The sequence below is a fragment of the uncultured Jatrophihabitans sp. genome (genome assembly GCF_964252635.1).
Lineage (GTDB): Bacteria > Actinomycetota > Actinomycetes > Mycobacteriales > Jatrophihabitantaceae > Jatrophihabitans.
In genome coordinates, this window is record NZ_CAXUNP010000009.1 from 64,013 (window position 1) to 86,289 (window position 22,277).

Sequence of the window (22,277 nt, forward strand, 5' to 3'; positions counted from 1 at the left end):
GGGGCGGGTCGAGCGACCTCAGTCGGTCGTCTCGTCGTGCGGCGGGGTGTCGGCCGGTGCCGGGTCGGCCGTCGGTTCGTCGGCGGCCGGCCGGGGCAGCAGGTCGGTCAGCGCCAGCCCCACGATGCGCCGGAACTTGCGCTGGCCCCGGTTGCGGTCGAGCACCGCGACCTCGAGCTGGTTGGCGGGGATGGCGCGGTGCTCGCCGTCCGGGCCACCCACGGACCCGAGCGTCGTGACCGCCACCTGCAGCGCCTCGCGCAGCGGCTGCCCGGCCACGAAGTTGTTCTTGACCTCCGTGGTCAGCTGTTCAGCCTGCCCGCCCATGACCATGAACTGCGGCTCCTCGACGATGGTGCCGTCATAGGTGAGCCGATACAGCTGGTCGCCGTCGGCGGTGTCCGCCACCTCGGCGACGCAGAGCTCGACCTCGTAGGGCTTCTGCTGCTCGGTGAAGATCGAACCCAGCGTCTGGGCGTACGCGTTGGCCAGCGCACGGGCCGTGACGTCACGGCGGTCGTAGCTGTAGCCCCGCAGGTCGGTGAGCCGGATGCCGGCCACCCGCAAGCTCTCGAACTCGTTGTAGCGACCGACCGCGGCGAAGCCGATGCGGTCGTAGATCTCGCTCACCTTGTGCAGCGCGTTGCTCGCGTTCTCGGTGACGAACAGGACGCCGTCGGCGTAGGTCGACACGACGACGCTGCGCCCGCGGGAGATGCCCTTGCGGGCGTACTCCGAGCGGTCGCGCATGATCTGCTCGGCCGAGGCGTAGAACGGCATCGACATGGCTGCTCCTTCGGTCTCGGTCGCGCGTCGGCGCGGGTCGGGCTGGTTCGTTGGTGGCCGGCGGGTCAGGCGCCGGGGTGGGCCTCGCGGTCGACGAGCAGCTCGCGCACCACGTCGCCCAGGGCGTCGTCGTCGATGCGTTCGGTGCCCGACGCGGTGGCGGTCATGACGACCGGGTAGATGCCGCGGGTGACGTCCGGGCCGCCGGTGGCCGAGTCGTCGTCGGCGGCGTCGTAGAGCGCTTCGACGGCGACCCGCACGACCTCGTCGCGGGTCAGGTCCGGGCGCCAGCGCTTCTTCAACGAGCCGCGGGCGAACAGCGAGCCGGAGCCCACGGAGTGGAAGTAGCGCTCGGTGGAGCACGAGCCGGTGATGTCGTAGCTGAAGATCTTGCCGGCCGACGCCGCGTCGGCGGCGGTGACGTCGAAGCCGGCGAACAGCGGCACCACCGACAGGCCCTGCATGGCCATGGCCAGGTTGCCGCGGATCATCGTCGCGAGCCGGTTCGCCTTGCCGTCGAGCGTGAGGTCGGTGCCCTCGATCTTCTCGTAGTGCTCCAGCTCGACCTGGTAGAGGCGGACCATCTCGAGGCCCAGGCCGGCCACGCCCGCGAAGGCGATCAGCGTGTGGTCGTCGGCCGGATAGACCTTCTCGATGTCACGCTGGGAGATGAGGTTGCCCATGGTGGCGCGGCGGTCGCCGGCCATGACGACGCCGTCGGCGTACTGCGCGGCCACGATGGTGGTGGCGTGCGGCAGGGTGACGTTGGACGGCGGGGCGGAGGGCAGCAGTTCGGGGGCCGCGCCGGCCAGGAAGTCGGTGAACGACGACGAGCCGGGCATGGTGGCGTAGCGCAAGATGCCGTGGGCACCGGTCGGTCCGCTCGGTGACCCGGATCGGTCGATGCTCAACGTCGCTCCTCGCTGCGGCTTGCTGGGGTGTCTTCGACCCTACCCAGGCCGCGCGCGCACGCGAGTCGGTGGGACCGGCTCAGGCGGGCGCCGGCTCGTCGGCCGGGCGCGCGCTCTCGAACTCGCCGAAGCTCAGGCTCATGCCGAACGGCGCGGTGTCGAGCACCGCCTGCGGGCCGCCGTCCAGGTACATCGCCGCGCGGAGCATGAGGTCGCGGCGGTCGCGGAACTGGCCCAGCGCGCCGTTGCAGTTGAAGCAGAGCAGGCCGCGGACGCGGTCGGTAGCGTGGTCGTGATCGACGTGCTGGGCCGGCGCCTCCCGACAGATGGCGCACAACCCACCCTGCTCGGCCAACATCCGGTCCGCATCCTCAGCAGTGATCCCGTACCGACGCCGTAGGTGATAGTTACGCGCCCCGCCGTGCTTTTCCTTGTCCCGCCGAGTGATCGTGTTGTGGCACGGTTTGCAATACGTGCCAAGACCAGTTTTTGAACTTCGGTTCCGCGGAAATTCATGGACGGATTTGGTCTCGCGGCACTCCGGACACCACTTGTTACCCTCGGCCACATCGGCAGGCCCCTGGCCATTCCGGGTTCGTGGTGGGCCGAGGCGTGCGCGACGACTAGCCACATGACGAGCACGGGCGCAGGGTGCGCAGTAGAAGGCCAATCCGTCGCGGTTACGTCGATTCAACGTGAACGCTGACACCGGCAAATCCTGACGACAATCGGGACAAAACTTCGTCTCCCCAGGGTCGTTCAAGATCAACTCATTGGCCCCCTTTCTGGACAAATGCCCTGACGAAGTCCTCTGCATTGACCTCGAGCACGTCGTCGATCTCATCGAGGATCGCGTCCACGTCCTCGGTCAGTTTCTCGTGCCGCTCGCTGACGTCGGACGAGGTCTCGACGGTCTCCTCGACCTCGTCCTCGTGGGTGCGCTGGGGCCGGTTCTGGCCGCTGTCGTGGGTAGGCACGGCGGCCTCCTCTCCTCGGTTGGATCAACCCTAGCTCGGACGGGTGACAATTCCGCGTCGAAGCGACGACGGACGGCGACCGGCCGTCAACGCGGTCCGAGGTCCTTGACGAACTCCGTCAGCTGCGCCAGGTTGCGGCACTCGGTCATCGGCAGCACGGCGTCGAAGTCGCCGGCCCGCGAGTCACCGGTGTCCCACATCGCCCGGCGCTCCGGGTTGAGCCAGTACGCGTGCTTCGCGGTGGACGCGAGCCGGGTCAGCTCGTCCAGGCCCAGCGCCCCGTAATTCGAGCGGGCGTCGCCCAGCACCAGCAGCGACGACTTGGGCCCGACCGCGTCGGGGAAGCGCTGCGTGAACAGCTGGAAGGCCCGGCCGTAATCGGTGCGCCCGAGCAGCCAGGTGACGTCGGCCTCCCGGGTCAGCCGCGTCACCGCGTCCAGCACGTCGCCGCCCGGGGTGAAGAACCGGGTCAGCTCGTCGAGCTCGTCGACGAAGCCGAACGCCCGCACCCTGCTGAACTGCTCGCGCAGCGCGTAGACGAACAGCAGCGTGAACTGCGCGAACGCGGCCACCGACTCGCTGAGGTCGCAGATGACGACCAGGTCGGTCTTGTTCGGCCGTCGCGGCTTGTGGTGCGTCTCCATCGGTACACCGCCGAACGACAGCGAGCTCCGCACCGTCCGGCGGAAGTCGAGCTGGCCGCGACGCCCACGGTGCTGGTCCTGGGTCAGCCGGGCGGCCAACCGCCGAGCCAGCGGCTGGATCTCACGCCGCAGCGCCGCCAGGTCCTCGCGGTTGGCGTTCAGGAACGACACCCGCTCCAGGCTGGGGCGCACCGACGTCCGGGCGATCCGTTGCGGGTCCCCGTCCGCGTCCTCGGCCAGGCGTCGGCGCACGTCCGCCTCGACGCGCTGCTCGAAACGCCGGACCCGCCCGTCGATCATCGTGCGGGCGCGTCGTTCGGCGAGCCCGCCCCGGTCCCCCGGGCCGAGCACGGCGTCCAGGATGCGGGCCATGAGGGTCTGCGGCGAGACACGCTGCAGGGTGGTCAGCCGCGAGTACGTGGTCTCGCCGCGTCGACGGCCCGGCACCTGCCCGAACGTCGCGACGGCGTCACGGGCCAGCGCGTCCAGCCGGCCGTCGTCGCCGGACTCGAGGTAGTCGGCCAGGTCCTCCCGGAACCGGTCCCGCTCCGCGTCCTCGAGCGGCCCGCGCGCCGCCGCGTCCGGATCGCGCTCGGGCGCGCGGGTGTCGCTCGGCGGCGCCGCCGACGCGCCCGTGACACCCGGCCAGAACAGGTCGAACAGGGTGTCGAACGTCGGCCGTTGCAGTTGCCGCTTGACCAACGTGGCGGCCAGCGCCCCGCGCAGCTGCTCACGGTCGAGCAGGTCGATGCGTCCGATCGCCCGGACCGCGTCCAACCCCTCGGCCACCGACACGGTCAGGCCCGCGGTCCGCAGCGCGTCGACGAAGGCGACCTGCCGGTCGAGCAGCGTGCGCGGCACGTCCTCGGTCACGACGGCCTACTCATGCAGGCCGAGCTCCTTGGCCGCGCGGCCGTGGTCGGAGTGGTGCTTGAGCACGACCCCGAGGGTCCGGGCGATGGCCGCGTCGTCGAGGTCGTCGATGCCCAGGGCCAGCAGCGTCCGGGCCCAGTCGATCGTCTCGGCCACCGACGGGGCCTTCTTCAGCTCCAGCGTCCGCAGGGTGGCCGCCGTCCGGGCGATCTGCTCGGCGAGGTCGGCCCGCAGCTCGGGCACCTGCTCGACGATGATCTCCTTCTCCCGCTCGGGAGTGGGGTAGTCGAGGTACAGGTACAGGCACCGCCGCTTGAGCGCCTCGGACAGCTCGCGCGTGGCGTTCGAGGTCACCACGACGAACGGCCGCCGCGTGGCCGTGACCGTGCCCAGCTCGGGAATCGTCACCTGGAACTCCGACAGCACCTCGAGCAGCAGCGCCTCGACCTCGATGTCGGTCTTGTCGGCCTCGTCGATGAGCAGCACCGTCGGCTCGTCCCGCCGGATCGCGGTGAGGAGCGGGCGGGTGAGCAGGAACTCGTCGGTGAAGATGTCGTCGTGCGTGCGGTCCCACGCCTGCTCCGACGAGGTGGCCTGGATCCGCAGCAGCTGCTTGCGGTAGTTCCACTCGTACAGGGCCCGCGCCTCGTCGAGCCCCTCGTAGCACTGCAGGCGGATCAGCCCGGCCCCCGTGGCCGCCGAGATGGCCTTGGCCAGCTCGGTCTTGCCGACGCCGGCCGGCCCCTCGACGAGCAGCGGCCGCTCCAGCGAGTCGGCGACGAACACCGTCGTGGCCGTGGCCGTGTCGGCCAGGTAGTGCACGCCCGCCAGCTGACGTGCGACCTCGGCGGGGGAAGAGAACACCAGGGGCTCCAGACGACGACCGGGGGCCGGCGGACGACGACCCACGCCCATCCTCCCCCGCGCCCACCCCGTCCGTACGGTGAGGGCGTGACGCACCGGTGGCGCAGGCGGGCACTCGCGATGCTGCTGCCCGTCGCGGTCGTGCTGGGTGGCTGCAGCGGCGGTGACCCGAAACCGGGCAGCGCGGACCGCACCTTCCTGTCCCGGATGATTCCGCACCACGAGCGCGCCATCGAGGTGGCCCGGGTGGGCATCGACCGCGCCACCGACCCGCGGGTGCGGGCCTTCGCCCGTCGCATCGTGCGGGAGCAGGCTCCCGAGCTGTCGCGCATGCAGGCCCAGGCACGGGCGACCACGGTCGACACCGTGGCGGGCGCGCGGACGGCCATGCACCGCGTCAGCGACACCGACCTCGCTGCCCTGCGCGCGGTGTCGGGCGCCTCCTTCGACCGCCGCTTCCTGATGCTGAACATCAGCAGCGAGCAGGGCGCGGCCGCGATGGCGCGCGTCGAGCTGTCGCACGGCCGGGCTCCGGACTCACGCACCGTGGCGAAGGCCATCGCCGGGGCGCCCACCAGCGAGATCCCCGAACTGCAGGCGCTGTTGAGCGCGATCAGCTAGTCGGCCGGTCCTCGACGGTGGTCAGCCGACCCACTGCGGACCGGTGGTACCGCTGACGTACCAGCGCCCCCGATGCCAGCGCAACACCAGCGTCTGCCCCTGGCCGCAGAGGCTGCCGCACTGGGTCTCCATCTGCAGTCGGGCAATGACGTGCCCACTCCGGCCGCCCACCCGCAGCGGGCCGAAGGTCACTACGGGCACCCCGGTCTCGCTCGACGTCGGCGGGTCCGTGCGGAACACGACTGCGGGGCCGAGGACCTGGCTCACCCGGCGTTGCACCTGCTGCGGCACGGCCGGGCCGTGGCAGCGGGAGACCGCCACGCTCACGACGTCGGCGCACTGCCGGTCGCGGACGTACACGCGGCGCGCGAGGCGGTGCGGCGCCGGGCCCCCGGACAGGGCGGCGACGTAGACCGCGGCCTGGCGAGCGGGGCCGTCCCCCGCCGGCCCCGGGCCGTCCGCGCTGGTCGATGTCCGGTCCGACAGCACGGTCGGCACCGCGACGGCGAGGGCCGACACCAGTACCCCGAGGGTGACGAGCAGCCAACCGCGTCGTCGCTGCTCGACCTCGTCGAGGAGCAGGTCGGCGGCCCGCGCGTCGTCGGCGTCGTGCACCTGCTCGACCACCACGCGCTGCCGCCTCCCCCCGTCTGCTCCCAGGGGTTAGACGCGCACCGACCCCCCGGTGGTTGCACGTCGGGCCGAGGGAATTCCGCGGACCAGCGGCAGGCCGGCCACGACCAGCGCCGCGAGCACGGCGAAGGCGACGTGCGGGCGGTGGTCCAGCACCTGCACCACCAGCGCTGCGACGAGTCCCGCGGCGTTGCCGGCCAGCCAGATCAGCGCGCTCACCGTGGCCCCGGCCGAACCGGCACGTCGCTCGGCGAGGTCGAGGATGACCGGCAGGTCGCTCAGCAGGAACACCCCCAGCGCGAGCACCGCCGCCAGCCCGGTCCACAGGCCCGGGGCGATCGCGAGCAGCGCGAACGCCGCACCGCCGACGACCACCGACACGAACAGGTAGCGGGCCTCGCCGGCGCGCCTCGCGACGACCGGTGGCAGGGTCGCGGACGCCACCACCCCGGCCAGCACCATGACGAGCAGCAGCACGCCCGCCGCCGTCTCCCCGACACCCGCCGGACGCAGCAGCGTCTGCAGCCAGGTGGTGACGGCCACGAACGCCCCGAACCCCACGCAGACCAGCCCGACGAGCACCCGCACCTGCCGGTCGGCCCACACGACCCGCAGGCGGACGGCGGCCTCGGGCGTCTCGACGGCCGCCGCCGGCCGACGCAGCTCGAGGACGAGCCAGCCGGCGGCGAGGACGGACAGGACGCCCTGGACGAGGAGCAGCGCCCGCAGGTGGCCGGCGCCGAAGACCGAGCCGGTGCCCAGCGCCAGCACCATGCCGGCGAAGATGCCGGCCGACGACACCGCGATCCCGCCCGCGCGGTCGGCCGGTTCGAGGTGGCGCGCCGACATGCGCGTCACGGCGTTGAGCACGAGCGGCTGGGCCACCGCGACCAGCACCTGGCCGGCCAACGCGGTGCCGTACGCGTCACCGGTGAGCCGGACGACGGCACCCGCGGCCGTCAGCACCGCACCGGCGCCCAACCAGAGCGGCAGGTGCCGGTCGACGAGGCGGCCCGCCGGCAGCGCCAGGACCACGTACAGCAGGGGGAACAGCTCGGCCAGCCAGCCGATCGCGCCCTCGGAGACGCCGTAGTGGTGGGCCGAACCGGTGGTGATCGGCGCGTACGTCAGCCAGAGCATCTGGTTGGCCGCACTCAGCGCGGCGTAGGCGAGGACCGGGCGCCAGCCGGCCGCGCGGTTCACCGGAACGGCCGCTCGGTCAGGCGGCCGCGCACTGCGGGCACAGGCCGAACAGCTCGATGGTGTGGTCGACGTCGGCGTAGCCGTGCTCGCGCGCCACCTCGCCGGCCCACCGTTCGATGGCGCGACCCTCGATCTCGGCGGTGTTGCCGCAGCGCCGGCAGACCAGATGGTGGTGGTGGCCGGAGCCCTGGTCGCCGCAGTAGCGGTAGGTCGCCTCGCCCTCGGGCGTATGGATGACGTCGACCGTGCCTCCGTCGACCAGTGCCTGCAGGTGCCGGTAGACGGTGGAGAGGCCGACGTTCGAGCCGTCGCGTCGCAGAACGGCGTACACGTCCTGCGCGCTGCGGAACCCGCCGCACCCGCTCAGGGCCTCACGGACCGCGTCGCCCTGACGGGTGGCCCGCTGGCGCGCCGGGCTCATCTCACGACTCCGTCGACCATGCACTCAGCCTAGCGGTAACCGTTATCAACTACGCGTCACTGCCGACCGCCACCATCTGGCCGGTGATCAACTACGTCGCGGTGGAGCAGCAACCCCGAGCCGCAGTTGATCACAGGAGAAGGAGCGGCAGGTCAGGCGTACTCGGCCACCGGCGGGCAGGAGCAGACCAGGTTGCGGTCGCCGAAGGCGCCGTCGATGCGCCGCACCGGGGGCCAGTACTTCGAGCGCGGGTCCACGCCCTCGGGGAACGCGGCCAGCTCGCGGGAGTACGGGTGCGCCCAGTCGCCGGTGACGCTCTCGGCGGTGTGCGGTGCGTTCGCCAGCGGGTTGTCGCCGGCCGGCCACTCCCCTGCCGCGACCCGGTCGATCTCGCCCTTGATCGCGATCATGGCCGCCACGAATCTGTCCAGCTCCACCAGATTCTCTGATTCCGTCGGTTCGACCATCAGGGTGCCGGCCACCGGGAACGACATCGTCGGCGCGTGGAACCCGTAGTCGATCAGGCGCTTGGCGACGTCGTCGACGGTGACGCCCGTGTCCTTGGTGATGCCGCGCAGGTCGAGGATGCACTCGTGGGCCACCAGGCCGTGCGCGCCCGTGTAGAGCACCGGGTAGTGCTCGTCGAGGCGCCGTGCGGTGTAGTTCGCGGCCAGGATCGCCGCGCCGGTGGCCGCGGTGAGGCCGTCCGGGCCCATGAGCCGCAGGTAGGCCCAGGTGATCGGCAGGATGGATGCGGAGCCCCAGGGCGCCGAGGAGATCGCGCCGGCGCCGGTGTCGGGCCCGGCAGCAGGCTGCAGCGGGTGGTTCGGCAGGAACGGCGACAGGTGCGAGCGCACTGCCACGGGCCCGACGCCGGGGCCGCCGCCGCCGTGCGGGATGCAGAACGTCTTGTGCAGGTTCAGGTGCGAGACGTCGGCCCCGAACTTGCCGGGACGGGCCAGCCCGACCATCGCGTTGAGGTTCGCGCCGTCGACGTAGACCTGGCCGCCGGCCTCGTGCACCTGGGCGCAAATCTCGCCGATGTGGTCCTCGAAGACCCCGTGCGTCGACGGGTAGGTGATCATGATCGCGGCCAGCGAGTCGGCGTGCTGCGCGATCTTGGCTCGCAAGTCGTCGAGGTCGACCTCGCCCTGGTCGCCGCCGGTCTTGACGACGACGACACGCAGCCCGGCCATGACTGCCGACGCGGCGTTGGTGCCGTGCGCCGACGCCGGGATGAGGCAGACGTCGCGGTGCTCCTGACCGGACGAGCGCAGGTAGTTGTGGATCGCGAGCAGGCCCGCGAACTCGCCCTGCGAACCGGCGTTGGGCTGCAGCGACACCGCGTCGTAGCCGGTGATCTCGGTGAGCCAGGACGCGAGGTCGCCGATGAGCCGGGTGTAGCCGGAGAACTGGTCGGCCGGCGCGAACGGGTGGATGTTCGCGAAGCCGGGGTTGGTGACCGGCTCCATCTCGGTGGTGGCGTTGAGCTTCATCGTGCACGAGCCCAGCGGGATCATGCCGCGGTCGAGCGCGTAGTCGCGGTCGGCGAGGCGGCGCAGGTAGCGCAGCATCGCGGTCTCGGACCGGTGGGCGTGGAAGACCGGGTGGGTCAGGAACTCGCTGGTGCGCGCGAAGGGCAGCTCGTCGGGGACCGACGCGTCGAACCGGTCGACGGCCTCGGGTTCGAGGTCCACCCCGAAGGCGTCCCACACCGCGGCGACGTGGGCGCGGGTCGTGACCTCGTCCAGCGTGATCCCGACCGTGTCGTCGTCCACGTGACGCAGGTTGACGCCCGTGGCGCGCGCGTTGCGCACCACGTCGGCGGCGCGGCCGGGCACGGTGGCGGTGACGGTGTCGAACACCGGCACGTCGGCGACGTCGACCCCGCCCTCGCGCAGACCGGCGGCCAGCACGGCGGTGAGCCGGTGCACGCGGCGCGCGATTGCCCGGAGCCCGTCCGGGCCGTGGTAGACCGCGTACATCGAGGCGATGACGGCCAGCAGCACCTGCGCGGTGCAGATGTTGGACGTGGCCTTCTCGCGGCGGATGTGCTGCTCGCGGGTCTGCAGCGCGAGCCGGTAGGCCGGGGCGCCAACGGCGTCCACCGACACCCCGACGAGCCGACCGGGCAGCTGGCGCTCGAGCCCGGAGCGGACGGCGAGGTAACCGGCGTGCGGGCCGCCGAAGCCCATCGGCACGCCGAAGCGCTGCGTGGTGCCGACGGCGAGGTCGGCGCCGAGCTCACCGGGCGGGGTCAGCAGGGTCAGCGCGAGCAGGTCGGCGGCCACGACGAGCTGCGCCCCCAGGGCGTGGGTCGCCTCGGCCAGCGGGGCGAGGTCACGGATCGCGCCCGAGGCACCCGGGTACTGCGCGAGCACGCCGAAGACGCCCTCCTCCGGCAGCGGCTCGTCCAACGACTGCACGACGACCGAGAGGCCGAGCGGCGTCGCCCGGGTGCGCACGACGTCGATCATCTGCGGCAGCGCGTCGGCGTCGACGACGAACACGTCACCGGTCTTGGACGCGCGGTGGGCCAGGGCCATCGCCTCGGCGGCGGCGGTGCCCTCGTCCAGGACGGACGCCCCGGCGACCGGGAGCCCGGTCAGGTCCTCGACGACGGTCTGGAAGTTGATCAGTGCCTCGAGCCGGCCCTGGCTGATCTCGGGCTGGTAGGGCGTGTAGGCGGTGTACCAGGCCGGGTTCTCGAGCACGTTGCGGCGGATCACGGCCGGGGTCACCGTGCCGTGGTAGCCGAGGCCGATCATCGAGGTCAGCACCTCGTTGCGGTCGGCCAGCGCACGCAGTTCGGCCGCCACCTCGACCTCGGATGCGGCCGGCGGCAGGGCGAGGGTGAGCTTCTCGCGGATGCTGGCCGGGACCGCGTCGGCGAGCAGGTCGTCGAGGCCGGTGTAGCCGAGGGCGTCGAGCATGCGCTGCTGGTCGGCCGTCCCGTCGGTGACGCCGATGTGCCTGGCGACGAAGCGGTCGGCGTGCTCGAGGTCGGTCAGCGTGGGGCGGGACTGCTCGTTGGGCATGACGCTCCGGAAGGACGGCTCGACGCGGTCACCGAAGGGCGACCGGTCCCCGTCTGTCGGGAGGTGCCCCTTCAGACTGGCCTCGTCCGCTCGGTCCTGGTGCCTGAGAGGTTCCGGGGAGGTTGCCCCTTCGGCGCCGGCTCGCAACAGTGCGGTCGGCTCTCCCGAGCGTGGTCGTCAGCCGTCTCCGACGGTACCAGCGTCGGCGGCCGGAGGGCGGGTCACGACGCTCCCGAGGGGTCGAATGTGACCCAGATCAGGCGGGTCGGTCGAACACGCCGGTCAGGCGGTGGCCGAGCGGCGCTGCCGGCGCTGCGACAGCTCGTCGCGCGCGGCGGCACCGGCGGTCTCGTCGACCTCGACGAGGCCGGCCCGCTCACCCGGGAGGTGGGCCAGCGACCCGCGCAGCTCGCGCAGCGCTCCGCTGACCGCGATGCCGAACACGCCCTGCCCGCCCTGCAGCAGGTCGACGACCTCCTCGGAGGACGTGCACTCATAGACCGTCGCCCCGTCGGACAGCAGCGTCACCTGGGCCAGGTCGTCGACGCCGCGGGCGCGCAGCGCCTCGACCGCGACCCGGATGTTCTGCAGCGACACCCCGGCGTCGAGCAGTCGCTTGACGACCTTGAGGACCAGGATGTCCTTGAAGGAGTAGAGACGCTGGCTGCCGGAACCGGTGGCCGTGCGCACCGTCGGCAGCACGAGGTCGGTGCGGGCCCAGTAGTCGAGCTGGCGGTAGGTGATCCCGGCCGCGGAGCAGGCGGTGGGGCCGCGGTAGCCGACGATGTCGTCACCGTCGGGATCGGACGGGTCGGCGAACAGCGCGCCCTGCTCCGGATGGTCGCTCATCAAGTCCCCGCCTCTGTTGCGCCCCGCGAATTGCACGCTCGTCATTTGCTCGGCTGACGGTAGGACGGCAACGGTGCCGTGGTCAATGCGACGCGCCGCATTTCATAACCCTCACGTTGACGTTGAGGGATCGAGCCGGTCCAATCACCCCTCGGAGGCGAAGTCCTCGGGCGAGATGTTGTCGAGGAACTCCTTGAACTTCTCGACCTCGTCCTCCTGCTCGTCGGGGATCTCGATCCCGGCCGCGTCGAGCACGGCGTCCGAACCCAGGATGGCGACGTCGCTGCGCAGGGCCAGCGCGATCGCGTCGGACGGACGGGCGCTGACGGTCACCCCGCCGGTGAAGCGCAGCTCGGCGTAGTAGATGTCGTCCCGCATCTCGGTGATGTGCACGGCCTCGAGACGCACGCCGAGGGCCGAGATGACATCACGCAACAGATCGTGGGTGAGCGGCCGGACGGTCTGCACGCCCTGCTGCTGGAAGGCGATCGCCGACGCCTCGACGGCGCCGATCCAGATCGGCAGGTAGCGCACGCCGTCCTCTTCGCGCAGCAGCACGACCGGGCTGTTGGCCGGGAGCTCGACCCGAACGCCGACCACTCGCATCGGATGCACGATGGGGACCTCCTGCCGTACCGACCCTCGACGTCCCGGGAACCCGCGAACGCGTTCCGGACGACTTCGACGCTACACGTCGGTCGGTAACGTCCGGCGGTGTCTCATGACCCGCCGGTGACCTCGCGCAACCCGATCTGCACGAGGGCTGCGTGCAGCCGGACCGAGAGGGCGGCGAGCTCGCGGACGGTCTCCTCCGCGCGGGCCTTCGCCTCTCCCCCGCGCTGACGGCCCGTCGGGCCGACGACCTGCGCGAACAGGCCGACCTCGCGTTCGGCGGCCGTCCGGAACGCCCGCAGGTGACGACCTTCGAGCCCGAAGCGGGCGAGGTCGGCGACGATGGTCGCCACGGCCAGCGCGTCGTCGTCGTAGTAGCCGCCCGGCCTCGCGTTGACCAGGCCGAACTGCTCGAGTTCGCCCAGCTGGTCGGCCCGCAACCCGGCCGCGTTGCACAGCTCGTCCTTCGACATCCGCATCGCCGCCGGAGCGGGCCGGAAGTGCTCGGCGGTGGGCGCGTTGTCGGGGATGCTCGCGACGGCCACGTGCGCGGCACGCGGGCTGTCCGGCGACGTCCCCGGCGGGACGAGGCCGCGGTCGATGGCGTCGAGCTGCTCCTTGATGACCCGCAACGGCAGGTAGTGATCACGCTGCTGGGACAGCACGTAGCGCAGACGGGCGACATCGCCGGTGGAGAACTTGCGGTAGCCCGACGGCGTGCGTTCGGGCTGGACCAGACCCTCGGTCTCGAGGAAGCGGATCTTGCTGATCGTCAGATCGGGGAAGTCGACCTTCAGATGGGCGAGCACGTCGCCGATCGTGAGCGTGGACGGATACTGCTCCGCGGTCGCTGCCCTCGTCATGCGCGCACTCCCCGAGACGTGGAACGGGTGATCATGCCTTGGCGCCGACGCCGGTACGAACCGCCGCCGTCAGATACACCAGCCGGAACTTGCCGATCTGCACCTCGTCGCCACCGGACAACGGTGCCGCGTCGATGCGCTCACGGTTGACGTACGTGCCGTTGAGCGAGCCCACGTCATGGACCGTGTAGCCGCTGCCTTCGCGGCGGAACTCGGCATGCCTGCGGGACACGGTGACATCGTCCAGGAAGATGTCACTGTCCGGGTGGCGACCCGCCGACGTGACGTCCTGGTCGAGCAGGAATCGGCTGCCGGCGTTGGGTCCGCGCTTGACGACGAGAAGGGCCGAGCCCGGGGTCAGCGCGTCGACGGCGCCCTGGTGGGCCTCGGCCGAGAACTCGTTGTCGGAATCGGGCAGCGAGCCGCTGGTGGTGCTGCTGATGGTCGTGGTGACGTCCGGTCCCGGGGTCGAGACCGGAAGGGCCGCGCCACAGTTGGCGCAGTAGTGGCTACCGGGAAGATTCTCGGTGCCACAGGCGGTGCAGAACACGCGGTCACCCTTCAGTTCAGTGACGGCCGATCGGGGGAACGCCGCCGCAAGCAGATGCGGAAGTCGAGCGGTGCGCCGAGCCTAGGACGGGCCCGATGCGAGGGTCAATCGCAGGTCGAGGGCGTCAGCCCGCGAGCGTGCCGTACGCTCCCGCGTCCAGCAACGAGTCCAGCTCGCCCGGTTCGGCGACCTCGATCTCGAGGATCCAACCCTCGCCGTACGGGTCGGAGTTGATCAGCTCCGGCTGGTCGTCGAGAGCCTCGTTACGGGCCGTGACCGAACCGGTCAGTGGCGCGAACACGTCCGAGACGCTCTTCGTCGACTCGACCTCGCCGATCGTGGCCCCGGCGGCGATGTCGGCGCCGACCTCCGGCAACGACACGTAGACGACGTCGCCCAGAGCCTGCTGCGCGTAGTCGGTGATGCCCACCCGGACCGTGCTGGAGCCGCCCTCGCCGAGACGCACCCATTCGTGCTCCGCCGTGTACTTCAGCGTGTCGGGCACCTCGGACATGGGCACTTCCTCCCTGCTGGACGTCGTAAACCGCCCTGACCCTACCCACCGGGGTCACGGTCAACGCGAGGGCTTCACGTACTTCGCGCGCGGCAGCGGCCGGGTGACCGTGATGGCGATCTTGCTGCGCTCCGAGACGGTGAGCTCGCCGCCCTTGAGGCGCAGGGTCGCGGCCACCCCGCCGGGGATGTTCAGGGCGGTGTCGAGCGTCTTCGCCTCGCCGATGGCCGACACCGTGTACGGCGGCCGCAGGGTCCTGCCGTCGACGCGCACCGCGCCGGGCGATCCGGTGAACGCCGTGTCGGTGCTGACCCGCACCCCGGCCGACGAGCCGGAGCCGAACGAGATCGCCTCGGCGCCCGCGCCGCGCAGCTCCTCTGCGACGTCGAGCAGGTCCTCGCCGTTCAGGCGGCCGTCCGGGTCGGTGACCGTGACCCGCACACCCGGCCCGGTGGCCGGCAGCGTGCCGAGCAGCACGCCCAGGGCCTGGGCCTCGCTGCGGGCCTGCTCGCGTGCGGCCGCCGACCGGTCCCCGGAGTCCTTGAGACGGCGCAGGCTGCCCTGCAGCTGCGTGATCTGCTGACGCAGGCGGTCGGCCCGGTTGTTCTGGTTGTCGAGGATGTTGACGAGGTCGTCCTCGCGCAGGCCGCTGAGGTTGTCCGACGACGAGTTCGCCCTGACCTGGACGACGATGGCGAAGCCGAGCAGAAGGGTCAGCACGCCGATGACCGCGGCGGACGCGTGCCGGCCGCCGAGCAGCCCGCGGTGCCGATTCGGGGGCCGGTCGGCAGCGAGGTTCTGCTCGTCGGGCGCGGCGTCCTCCGATCCGACGCCGTCCGACGCGGGCTGGTCGTCACTCATCGGTCACGCCCGGAACAGGTGTCGGCGGATCGCGGCGGCGTTGCCGAAGATGCGGATGCCCAGGACGACGACGACCGCGGTCGACAGCTGCGCGCCCACGCCGAGCTTGTCGCCCACGAAGACGATCAGCGCGGCGACCAGGACGTTGGAGATGAACGAGACGACGAACACCTTGGCGTCGAAGATGCCGTCCAGGCGCGCCCGCAGGCCGCCGAAGACCGCGTCGAGCGCCGCGACGACCGCGATCGGCAGGTAGGGCTCGAGCCAGCCCGGCACCGTCGGTCGCAGCACCAGGCCCAGCACGATGCCGACGACCAGCGCCAGCGCGGCGATCACCGGGACGTCCGGCTGGGGTGCGGCGAGGTGGGGACGGCGTAGCGCAACGTGCCGGGCACGCCGGCCTTCAGGTCGACGCGCGAGTGGGTGTCGAAGGAGAAGCCGATGCCGGACGCGCTGACCAGCGTCTGGTAGCGGCTGGCGACCGCGCTCTGCGCGAACGTGGTGGACAGCAGGTCCGCGTCGCCCAGGGCGGTGATCGTGTACGGCGAGGTGATGGGCTGGAAGTCCACGAGCACCGCCTCACCCGCGAACCGGATGGCGCTCGTCGGGGTCAGCCTGATGCCGTTCACCGCGATCGCCTCGGCGCCGTCGGACCAGAGCTCGTTGACCACGCTGCGCACATCACGGTCGGTGAGGATATGCGTCGCCGCGACCGGCGTGCTGCCGACCCGTCCGTTGGCGGCGGTGGTCTTCGACGCCTTGGGTTCGCGGAGGGTGACGGTCAGGCCCGGCCCGTGCACGGCCACCTGCCCGGCCGCGACCTGCGCCGACTGTTGGGCGCGGGCGGCCGCGTTCGAGCTGGGCAGCACCCGGTTCTGCTCGCTCGAGAGCGAGCGTTCGGCCCGGCCGAGTTCGGCGGCGAGCCGGTTCGCGCCGGACTGCGCGGCCCGGGCGCGGTCGACGAGCGAGTTGTGCACCCGTTGCGTCTCGGGTGCGCTGCGGTGCGTGTGGTCGTAGGCCACGACGAGGACGAAACCGATCAGCAGGCAACCGAGCGCCACGGCGGGACGGTCCCACCATCGACGGGAGCCGCCCGGCCCGTGCCGCGCGGCGGCGGAACGGTAACCCGGGTCGAGCGTGTTCGTGACCAGATCGAGGATGAGCTGCGCGGACTCGCGGTTCGTGCCGCGACTCGGCACGCGGTCCTCAGGCGGCGCGGGCATCGACCGTACCTCGTCAGGTCCGTGCCGGCGTCGCGACGGGACGCCGGATCAGTCCGGTGACCTGCACGAAGTACACCGCTCCCGCCCACACGTACAGCGCGCTGCCCCAGATGGTGAAACCCCAGGCGATGGCCTTGGCGACGTACGCGGTCTGGTTGTCATAGGTGCCGAGCAGCAGCAGCGGGAACGCGTAGAGCAGGCAGAACGTCGCCGCCTTGCCGAGGTAGTGGACGGCGGGCGGCCCGTAGCCGGCCCTGCGCAGCAGGGGCAGGGTGAGGCCGAGTACGAGGTCCCGGCCGACGATCACGATCGCGAGCCACAGCGGCATGATGTGGCGCAGGACGAGGCCCACGAGGGTGGCCAGGATGTAGAGCCGGTCGGCGAGCGGGTCCAGCAGGGCTCCGAGGCGGCTGGTCTGGTTCAGGGCCCGGGCCAGCACGCCGTCGAGCCAGTCGGTGAAGCCCGACACGGCCAGCACGACCACGGCCCAGGCGTTCTCGTGCGGGCCGAGGACCAGGTACAGGAACAGCGGGACACCGAACAGGCGCAGGATGCTCAGCGCGTTCGGGATCGTCCACAACCGGTCGGGTTCGAGGTCCGGTTGGTCTCCGGTGACCGGGACGGTCTCGCTCATAGAGACCTCCCCGTAACCCACAATCTGTCGGGACGACAGGATTTGAACCTGCGACCCCCTGACCCCCAGGCAACGGAACCCCGTCCATGGGTGGCCACCGACGACACCCTATCCCGCGAACGCGGGCCTCCATGTCATCGGTAGACACCCGACGACAGGGGTGCAATCGCAGCCGTTGCTACATGCGCTGCTACACGAAGCGGCCTCGGCCGGTGCGCTAACACCGGACCGAGGCCTTGACCGAACCAACCTGCCTTCTCAGGAGGAACGACCCATGCGAGACCGTACCGACGTGCCTGCCGGCTCCCCGGCTGCAGGCACGCAGCAGCTTTGCGCACCTTGGTGCGCAAACCAACATCACCTCACGTTCTTCGGCGACGACGACCCCACCTGCTACGGCGGAGAACTGCACGTCCCGCTCAGCCTCGAGCCGCAACAGCTGGTTGAGGCGCTGCAGCTGGTGCTCGGCCAGCTCGCAGGCGGGGGCGTCCGTTGATCGCCGGAAGGCGCTGCCATGGCCCGGGTGGCTGGGTTGACCGGCCAGCGGCCGGAACGTCGCCTTGGGACTGGTATCGGGCCCAAGCTGAGCGCGACGGGGTGGCGATCCGCGTCGCCGAGCTTAGGAGCGGCAGATGGGCCGAAGCGAGCTGGACGGCCACCGGCCCCGTCATCTGGTTCTCGCCCAAGTTGGGGCCGCGTGATCGTCGCTGCGCGCTCGCTCACGAACTTCACCACCTGGCCCTGGGAGGCATCTGCAGGTCCTTCTGCCTGCGGAACGAAGTGAAAGTGCGGCGGGCCACAGCTCGGTGGCTGCTACCAGCTATCGAACCCGTCGGCGCCCTGCTGCGAGCTGGGACGGTGGTCGATGCCGCAGCCCTGCTGAACGTTGTCCCGCCCATCGTGTGGGACAGGCTCGGCTGCGCTACAGAACGGGAGACGAACCATCTGCGAGAAGTACTCGGCGACGACCGCCTATGCAGTGTGACGCCGCCGCGCTGGGACGCGGTTGGCGGCAACTAGGTCACGCTCGGTCCTCAACTGACGCTGCCCCGGCTGGTTCAATCCGGCCGGGGCAGCGTTATGTCGCAACCATGACGCTTCCACCTGAACCCACAGGCGCCCTAGAGGCGCTGCTCAGCGAGCTTCGTCAACTGAATGCCACCCTGGCGCGCCGACCGACCCCGTCCGCGGTACGCGGGCCTGCAGTCGGGCAGGACAAGGCGCTGCTGGACAGCCCGTGGCTCGTCGTCGGCGAGGTGCAGGCCTACGCCCGCGCCGGCAAGCGTGAGGTGCTCGCCGCCCTCGCTGACGGCAGCCTCCGCGGCTACCAGGCACGGCCAAACGGTCGGTGGCGCATCCACCGCGACGACGTCGACGCGTGGCTGCGAGGTTAGGTTCGGGGCCCTTCCACTGTTCCTTCCTCCGGCCGTCAGAAACGAGAACGCCCGCCTAGCCGGAGGACTAGACGGGCGTTCGAGCTTTATATGCCTCAGGAGTTGACGGCACCGCCCCACGACGAGTTGTAGATGATGCGGCTGCCGTCGGTGGGCCCGCCGTTCACGATGCCCGCGACGACGTTACGAGCGGAGTTCATTGGCGTCGCTTGCGCGCCCGGCAGCGCACACTCTCGAAGTAGGGCGGCGACGGGCTTGCCCTCGACCTTGGCGCGCTCCTCGATGGACCGCAGCTCGTCAGACGTCATGCGCACGCTTACCACCTCATTTCGGCGACGCTTCTCCGACTTGCCTCTTGGCTGGTGATCGATTGCCATCAGATCCTTGGTCCTCTCGATGTCTGGTGACTTTGGTCCCGCAGTCCTCCATCTTCACGGACGAAACAGGCCGTCCGCCAGTGGAAGGCGCGTAATCCACGAAGTCGTGATGGTAAACGTCGTCTTTACGACGGAAGTTCCGTCTACTGCTATGGTATGACCGTCAGCTAGGACGGAAAACATCGAGGAGGACGTCATGAAGGTATCGGCGACGCTGTGCAACCACGTGGAGGCTCTGAACAACCTGCTTTACGTGTCGGGAGGAGGCATTGACCGGTCCATCGTCCCCCCCGGCGCCCCATCGCCCTACGGCGTGACCCTTGGCCTGGGCATCATCATCACAGTCCCGTGGCAGCAGACCAATCAACAGCACAAGCTGAACATTGGCCTGGTCGATGCTGACGGGCAGCCAGTCCTAGTACCCACGGGCCCCGACGTCATCAGTCCGTTGAAGGTCGAAGCTGAGTTCAACGTTGGGCGCCCCCCGGGGCTTGCGACCGGCGAAGATCAAAACGTCGCCATGGCAGTAAATTTTCCCGGCATTCCGCTGCCGAGCCTGGGGCGCTACCGGTTCTTGGTAGAACTCGACGGATCGCTGGAGGAGGAGATCTCTTACCAGGTTGTGTCGTTGAACCAGACCATGGGCATCGGACCGAGCGCCCTTCCGCGATTCTGACCTGTTCTACGCGGATACGGCAGGGAGGCTGCGACGGTGGAACGGGTGCGGTTCATCGCACGGTGCACCAGATCAGGCTTGAACGCCGTCACAAGGGTGTGGCAGTGGGTCCTGAGCGTCCTGAGTTTGCTGTTGGTCAGCGGCATCGTCCTTCAGAACCACCTGCCGCATACCGGACCGGTTTGGCTCAAGGCCAGTGTGCTGGTGGCCCTCGCCGTTGCCGTACTAGTCGAGGGCGCGTTCCAAGAGTCGACAGTGGCGCCACCTCCCACCTTGCCCGCTGGGCCTCCAATTCACATGCAAGCGAACGTGATCAACTACAACGTGATCGATGCCAGCAGCGCGCAGAACGTGTCGATGCCCCCGTCGCTACAAGACCAGGAACCTCCACCCGACCCCGTGCAAGAAGATGACAACGCGCAGTACGGCGGCCCTGCCAGCTCTGGCTGACTCCTATTGGACATTCCACCGGCAGGTGTGCGCCGCTGGTTTTCCGCTGCTCGGGTGCGCGGCGTGCGCGTGATGAACGAGCGTTGCTACACCGGTTGCTACACGCAGGCCCGCCGAGCACGTATCGGCCGGCGGGCCCACGCCCTCCGTGCCCGGTTTCCCGGGCCTTCGTTCTGTCGGGACGACAGGATTTGAACCTGCGACCCCCTGACCCCCAGTCAGGTGCGCTACCAAGCTGCGCCACGTCCCGCTCTCGTGAAGAACCGCCGGTAACTCTAGCCGACCGGCTACTTCGTCCTGCGCTCGCGCACCTTCACCGAGATCTCGATCGGCGTGCCGGTGAAGTCGAAGTCCTCGCGCAGGCGCCGCTCGAGGAAGCGCCGGTAGCCGGCCTCGAGGAATCCGGTCGTGAACAGCACGAAACGCGGGGGCCGCGTGTCGGCCTGCGTCGCGAACAGCACGCGCGGGGCCCGGCCGCCGCGCGCCGGGGGCGGGGTCCCCGCGACGACGTCGGTCAGCCAGGTGTTGAGCCGGCCGGTCGACACGCGCCGGTCCCAGGACTCCAGAGAGGTGCGCAGGCTGCCGGCGAGCTTCTCGACGGCGCGCCCGGTGCGGGCCGACACGTTGATTCGCGGGGCCCACGCGACCCTGGCCAGATCGCGTTCGATCTCGCGCTCCAGCTGGTCACGACGGTCCTCGTCGACCAGGTCCCACTTGTTGAAGGCGATGACCAGCGCGCGGCCGGCGTCGACGACCTCGGCGATGACCCGCTGGTCCTGCTCGCTGAGCCGCTCCGAGGCGTCCAGCAGCACGACCGCGACCTCGGCGGCCTCGATCGCCGCGGCGGTGCGCAGACTGGCGTAGTACTCCATGCCGCTGGCCTGGTGGACGCGACGGCGCAGCCCGGCGGTGTCGACGAAGCGCCACACCTCGCCGCCGAGCTCGACCAGGCTGTCGACCGGGTCGATGGTCGTGCCGGCGACCGAGTCGACGACCGAGCGCTCGTCGTGGGTCAGCTTGTTCAGCAGGCTGGACTTGCCGACGTTGGGACGCCCGACGAGGGCGACGCGGCGCGGACCGCCCTCGATGTCGGTGTCGGCGGGCGCGTCGGGCAACCGGTCGAGCACCGCGTCGAGCAGGTCCCCGCTGCCGCGACCGTGCAGCCCGCTGACCGGGAACGGCTCGCCGAGCCCGAGTGACCAGAGCTCGGCGGTGTCGGGTTCGAGGCGCTCGTCGTCGACCTTGGTGACGGCCAGCACGACGGGTCGCTTCGCCCGGCGCAGCGTGCGGGCCACCGTCAGGTCGGTGTCGGTGGCGCCGGTGCGCCCGTCGACCACGAACAGCACGAGGTCGGCGGTGGTCACCGCGCGTTCCGCCTGGGCGGACACCATGGCCTGCAGCCCGCGTGCGTCCGGTTCCCAGCCGCCGGTGTCGACCAGGGTGAAGCGTCGGCCGTTCCACAGCGCGTCGTAGGCGATCCGGTCGCGGGTGACTCCGGGGACGTCCTGCACGACGGCCTCGCGGCGGCCCAGGATGCGGTTGACCAACGTCGATTTGCCGACGTTGGGTCGGCCCACGACGGCGACGACCGGAGCGGCCGGGACGTCCTCGTCGGTGGGGAGGTCGTCAGGCGGCTCGGTCATGCGGGGTCCTCACATCGGGTGGAGCGCTGTTCGCGACGAGGGCGGCCAGCGACGCGCGGACGCGCTCGGTCGCCGCGGCCACCGTGCGGCGGTGGAGAGGCTGGGCGTCCGGGGCGCGGTCGAAGGCGATCGCCGGGCCGAACACGATCCGCGCGTCCGGCCGGGCCCACGGGCGGCGCAGCAGCACGTCGGTGCCGTGGCAGGCCACCGGGACGACCTGGGCCCCGGAGCGCAGGGCCAGGTAGCCGACTCCCGGCTTGGCGGTGCGGGCCAGGCCGTCACCCCGGCCGCCCTCGGGAAAGATCCCCACCACCCCGCCACGACGGAGCAGCTCGACCGTGAGCCGGATCGGCGCGCGGTCGACGCGGTCCCGGACGATCGGTACCTGGCCCGCGCCGCGCAGCAGCGGCACGAGCGGGCCGGTGAACGCCTCGTCCTTGACCAGGAAGGTCGGGGGGCGGGGTGCGAAGGCGAAGATCAGCGGGCCGTCGAGGGCCGAGAGGTGGTTGCCGGCGAGCACCACCGGCCCGGACGGCGGCAGGTTCGCGAGCCCGAGGAGCCTGACGTGGCCCAGCCCGGACGCGATGCGGCGACCGATCGCCTGCCGACGGCGCAGCTCGGCGGAACCGGAGACCCGGTCCGCCATCGTGGGGGCGTACA

At 70.9% G+C, this 22,277-nt stretch carries 27 protein-coding genes, 1 tRNA gene and 1 riboswitch; of the genes, 5 read left to right on the top strand and 23 right to left on the bottom strand.

Annotation, left to right across the window (positions count from 1 at the left end; all coding sequences use genetic code 11):
- Positions 1–18: 18 nt before the first annotated feature.
- The 6 genes from prcA to ACFFCA_RS06155 all read right to left on the bottom strand — a co-directional run bounded on the left by prcA (position 19) and on the right by ACFFCA_RS06155 (position 5,106).
- Complete coding sequence (gene prcA, locus ACFFCA_RS06130; RefSeq protein ID WP_375482838.1) at positions 19–786, bottom strand: proteasome subunit alpha; 768 nt, start codon at positions 784–786, stop codon at positions 19–21.
- Between the two features lie 65 nt (positions 787–851).
- The gene (gene prcB, locus ACFFCA_RS06135) at positions 852–1,628 is read right to left on the bottom strand and encodes a proteasome subunit beta (RefSeq protein ID WP_375482930.1); all 777 of its coding nucleotides are present in this window, start codon (positions 1,626–1,628) and stop codon (positions 852–854) included.
- A 148-nt stretch (positions 1,629–1,776) separates the two neighbouring features.
- Positions 1,777–2,541: an endonuclease VII domain-containing protein gene (locus tag ACFFCA_RS06140; RefSeq protein ID WP_375482840.1), complete on the bottom strand. Its 765-nt coding sequence runs from the start codon at positions 2,539–2,541 to the stop codon at positions 1,777–1,779.
- A complete protein-coding gene (locus tag ACFFCA_RS06145) occupies positions 2,468–2,674 on the bottom strand; it encodes a ubiquitin-like protein Pup (protein ID WP_375482842.1) in 207 nt (68 codons plus the stop codon). The genes ACFFCA_RS06140 and ACFFCA_RS06145 overlap by 74 nt, the downstream gene beginning before the upstream one ends.
- An 86-nt stretch (positions 2,675–2,760) precedes the next feature.
- A complete protein-coding gene (locus tag ACFFCA_RS06150; RefSeq protein ID WP_375482843.1) occupies positions 2,761–4,191 on the bottom strand; it encodes a VWA domain-containing protein in 1,431 nt (476 codons plus the stop codon).
- A 6-nt stretch (positions 4,192–4,197) separates the two neighbouring features.
- Positions 4,198–5,106, bottom strand: a complete 909-nt coding sequence (locus ACFFCA_RS06155) for an AAA family ATPase (protein ID WP_375482845.1) — start codon at positions 5,104–5,106, stop codon at positions 4,198–4,200.
- Positions 5,107–5,142: 36 nt separating this feature from the next.
- Between ACFFCA_RS06155 and ACFFCA_RS06160 the strand changes: the two genes are divergently transcribed.
- Positions 5,143–5,676, top strand: coding sequence for a DUF305 domain-containing protein (locus ACFFCA_RS06160; RefSeq protein ID WP_375482847.1), 534 nt, complete (start codon positions 5,143–5,145; stop codon positions 5,674–5,676).
- Positions 5,677–5,697: 21 nt separating this feature from the next.
- On the opposite strand, the gene ACFFCA_RS06165 is transcribed toward ACFFCA_RS06160, so the two are convergent.
- The 13 genes from ACFFCA_RS06165 to ACFFCA_RS06225 all read right to left on the bottom strand — a co-directional run bounded on the left by ACFFCA_RS06165 (position 5,698) and on the right by ACFFCA_RS06225 (position 17,077).
- Complete coding sequence (locus tag ACFFCA_RS06165; protein ID WP_375482849.1) at positions 5,698–6,306, bottom strand: hypothetical protein; 609 nt, start codon at positions 6,304–6,306, stop codon at positions 5,698–5,700.
- A 33-nt stretch (positions 6,307–6,339) separates the two neighbouring features.
- On the bottom strand, positions 6,340–7,512 hold the full coding sequence (locus tag ACFFCA_RS06170) for an MFS transporter (RefSeq protein WP_375482851.1): 1,173 nt from the start codon (positions 7,510–7,512) through the stop codon (positions 6,340–6,342).
- 16 nt (positions 7,513–7,528) lie between these two features.
- Complete coding sequence (locus tag ACFFCA_RS06175; RefSeq protein WP_375482852.1) at positions 7,529–7,933, bottom strand: Fur family transcriptional regulator; 405 nt, start codon at positions 7,931–7,933, stop codon at positions 7,529–7,531.
- A gap of 152 nt (positions 7,934–8,085) precedes the next feature.
- The gene (gene gcvP, locus ACFFCA_RS06180) at positions 8,086–10,971 is read right to left on the bottom strand and encodes an aminomethyl-transferring glycine dehydrogenase (protein ID WP_375482854.1); all 2,886 of its coding nucleotides are present in this window, start codon (positions 10,969–10,971) and stop codon (positions 8,086–8,088) included.
- An 81-nt stretch (positions 10,972–11,052) separates the two neighbouring features.
- Positions 11,053–11,148, bottom strand: a riboswitch (glycine riboswitch).
- Positions 11,149–11,253: 105 nt separating this feature from the next.
- Complete coding sequence (locus ACFFCA_RS06185) at positions 11,254–11,865, bottom strand: MerR family transcriptional regulator (protein WP_375482856.1); 612 nt, start codon at positions 11,863–11,865, stop codon at positions 11,254–11,256.
- 99 nt (positions 11,866–11,964) lie between these two features.
- A complete protein-coding gene (locus tag ACFFCA_RS06190) occupies positions 11,965–12,426 on the bottom strand; it encodes a bifunctional nuclease family protein (RefSeq protein WP_375482932.1) in 462 nt (153 codons plus the stop codon).
- 113 nt (positions 12,427–12,539) lie between these two features.
- A complete protein-coding gene (locus ACFFCA_RS06195) occupies positions 12,540–13,295 on the bottom strand; it encodes a MerR family transcriptional regulator (RefSeq protein WP_375482858.1) in 756 nt (251 codons plus the stop codon).
- Between the two features lie 31 nt (positions 13,296–13,326).
- Positions 13,327–13,845 (bottom strand): FHA domain-containing protein, encoded by a 519-nt coding sequence (locus ACFFCA_RS06200; RefSeq protein WP_375482860.1) that lies wholly within the window; start codon positions 13,843–13,845, stop codon positions 13,327–13,329.
- A 124-nt stretch (positions 13,846–13,969) separates the two neighbouring features.
- Positions 13,970–14,359, bottom strand: a complete 390-nt coding sequence (gcvH, locus tag ACFFCA_RS06205; protein WP_375482862.1) for a glycine cleavage system protein GcvH — start codon at positions 14,357–14,359, stop codon at positions 13,970–13,972.
- 60 nt (positions 14,360–14,419) lie between these two features.
- Entirely contained in the window at positions 14,420–15,220 is an 801-nt protein-coding gene (locus tag ACFFCA_RS06210) for a DUF881 domain-containing protein (protein WP_375482864.1), read from the bottom strand.
- Positions 15,221–15,223: 3 nt separating this feature from the next.
- Positions 15,224–15,556, bottom strand: a complete 333-nt coding sequence (locus ACFFCA_RS06215) for a small basic family protein (RefSeq protein ID WP_375482866.1) — start codon at positions 15,554–15,556, stop codon at positions 15,224–15,226.
- Positions 15,553–16,443, bottom strand: coding sequence for a DUF881 domain-containing protein (locus ACFFCA_RS06220; RefSeq protein ID WP_375482868.1), 891 nt, complete (start codon positions 16,441–16,443; stop codon positions 15,553–15,555). Before ACFFCA_RS06220 ends, ACFFCA_RS06215 begins: the two co-directional genes overlap by 4 nt.
- A 13-nt stretch (positions 16,444–16,456) precedes the next feature.
- A complete protein-coding gene (locus ACFFCA_RS06225) occupies positions 16,457–17,077 on the bottom strand; it encodes a CDP-alcohol phosphatidyltransferase family protein (RefSeq protein ID WP_375482869.1) in 621 nt (206 codons plus the stop codon).
- Positions 17,078–17,369: 292 nt separating this feature from the next.
- Between ACFFCA_RS06225 and ACFFCA_RS06230 the strand changes: the two genes are divergently transcribed.
- Positions 17,370–17,573 carry a hypothetical protein gene (locus tag ACFFCA_RS06230; protein ID WP_375482871.1) on the top strand — a complete coding sequence of 68 codons (204 nt, stop codon included), beginning with the start codon at positions 17,370–17,372 and terminating at the stop codon, positions 17,571–17,573.
- A 595-nt stretch (positions 17,574–18,168) separates the two neighbouring features.
- A complete protein-coding gene (locus ACFFCA_RS06235; RefSeq protein ID WP_375482873.1) occupies positions 18,169–18,471 on the top strand; it encodes a helix-turn-helix domain-containing protein in 303 nt (100 codons plus the stop codon).
- Positions 18,472–18,566: 95 nt separating this feature from the next.
- Here the strand turns inward: ACFFCA_RS06235 and ACFFCA_RS06240 are convergent, their stop codons facing one another.
- Positions 18,567–18,848, bottom strand: coding sequence for a hypothetical protein (locus ACFFCA_RS06240; RefSeq protein ID WP_375482875.1), 282 nt, complete (start codon positions 18,846–18,848; stop codon positions 18,567–18,569).
- 196 nt (positions 18,849–19,044) lie between these two features.
- Between ACFFCA_RS06240 and ACFFCA_RS06245 the strand changes: the two genes are divergently transcribed.
- Positions 19,045–19,524, top strand: a complete 480-nt coding sequence (locus ACFFCA_RS06245; protein WP_375482877.1) for a DUF6941 family protein — start codon at positions 19,045–19,047, stop codon at positions 19,522–19,524.
- 45 nt (positions 19,525–19,569) lie between these two features.
- Complete coding sequence (locus tag ACFFCA_RS06250; RefSeq protein WP_375482879.1) at positions 19,570–19,974, top strand: hypothetical protein; 405 nt, start codon at positions 19,570–19,572, stop codon at positions 19,972–19,974.
- 176 nt (positions 19,975–20,150) lie between these two features.
- On the opposite strand, the gene ACFFCA_RS06255 is transcribed toward ACFFCA_RS06250, so the two are convergent.
- From ACFFCA_RS06255 to ACFFCA_RS06265, 3 genes are all read right to left on the bottom strand, one after another.
- Positions 20,151–20,224: transfer RNA gene (locus ACFFCA_RS06255), tRNA-Pro, on the bottom strand.
- Between the two features lie 37 nt (positions 20,225–20,261).
- The gene (gene der, locus ACFFCA_RS06260) at positions 20,262–21,617 is read right to left on the bottom strand and encodes a ribosome biogenesis GTPase Der (protein WP_375482881.1); all 1,356 of its coding nucleotides are present in this window, start codon (positions 21,615–21,617) and stop codon (positions 20,262–20,264) included.
- Positions 21,601–22,263, bottom strand: coding sequence for a lysophospholipid acyltransferase family protein (locus ACFFCA_RS06265; RefSeq protein WP_375482883.1), 663 nt, complete (start codon positions 22,261–22,263; stop codon positions 21,601–21,603). The genes der and ACFFCA_RS06265 overlap by 17 nt, the downstream gene beginning before the upstream one ends.
- Between the last annotated feature and the right edge of the window lie 14 nt (positions 22,264–22,277).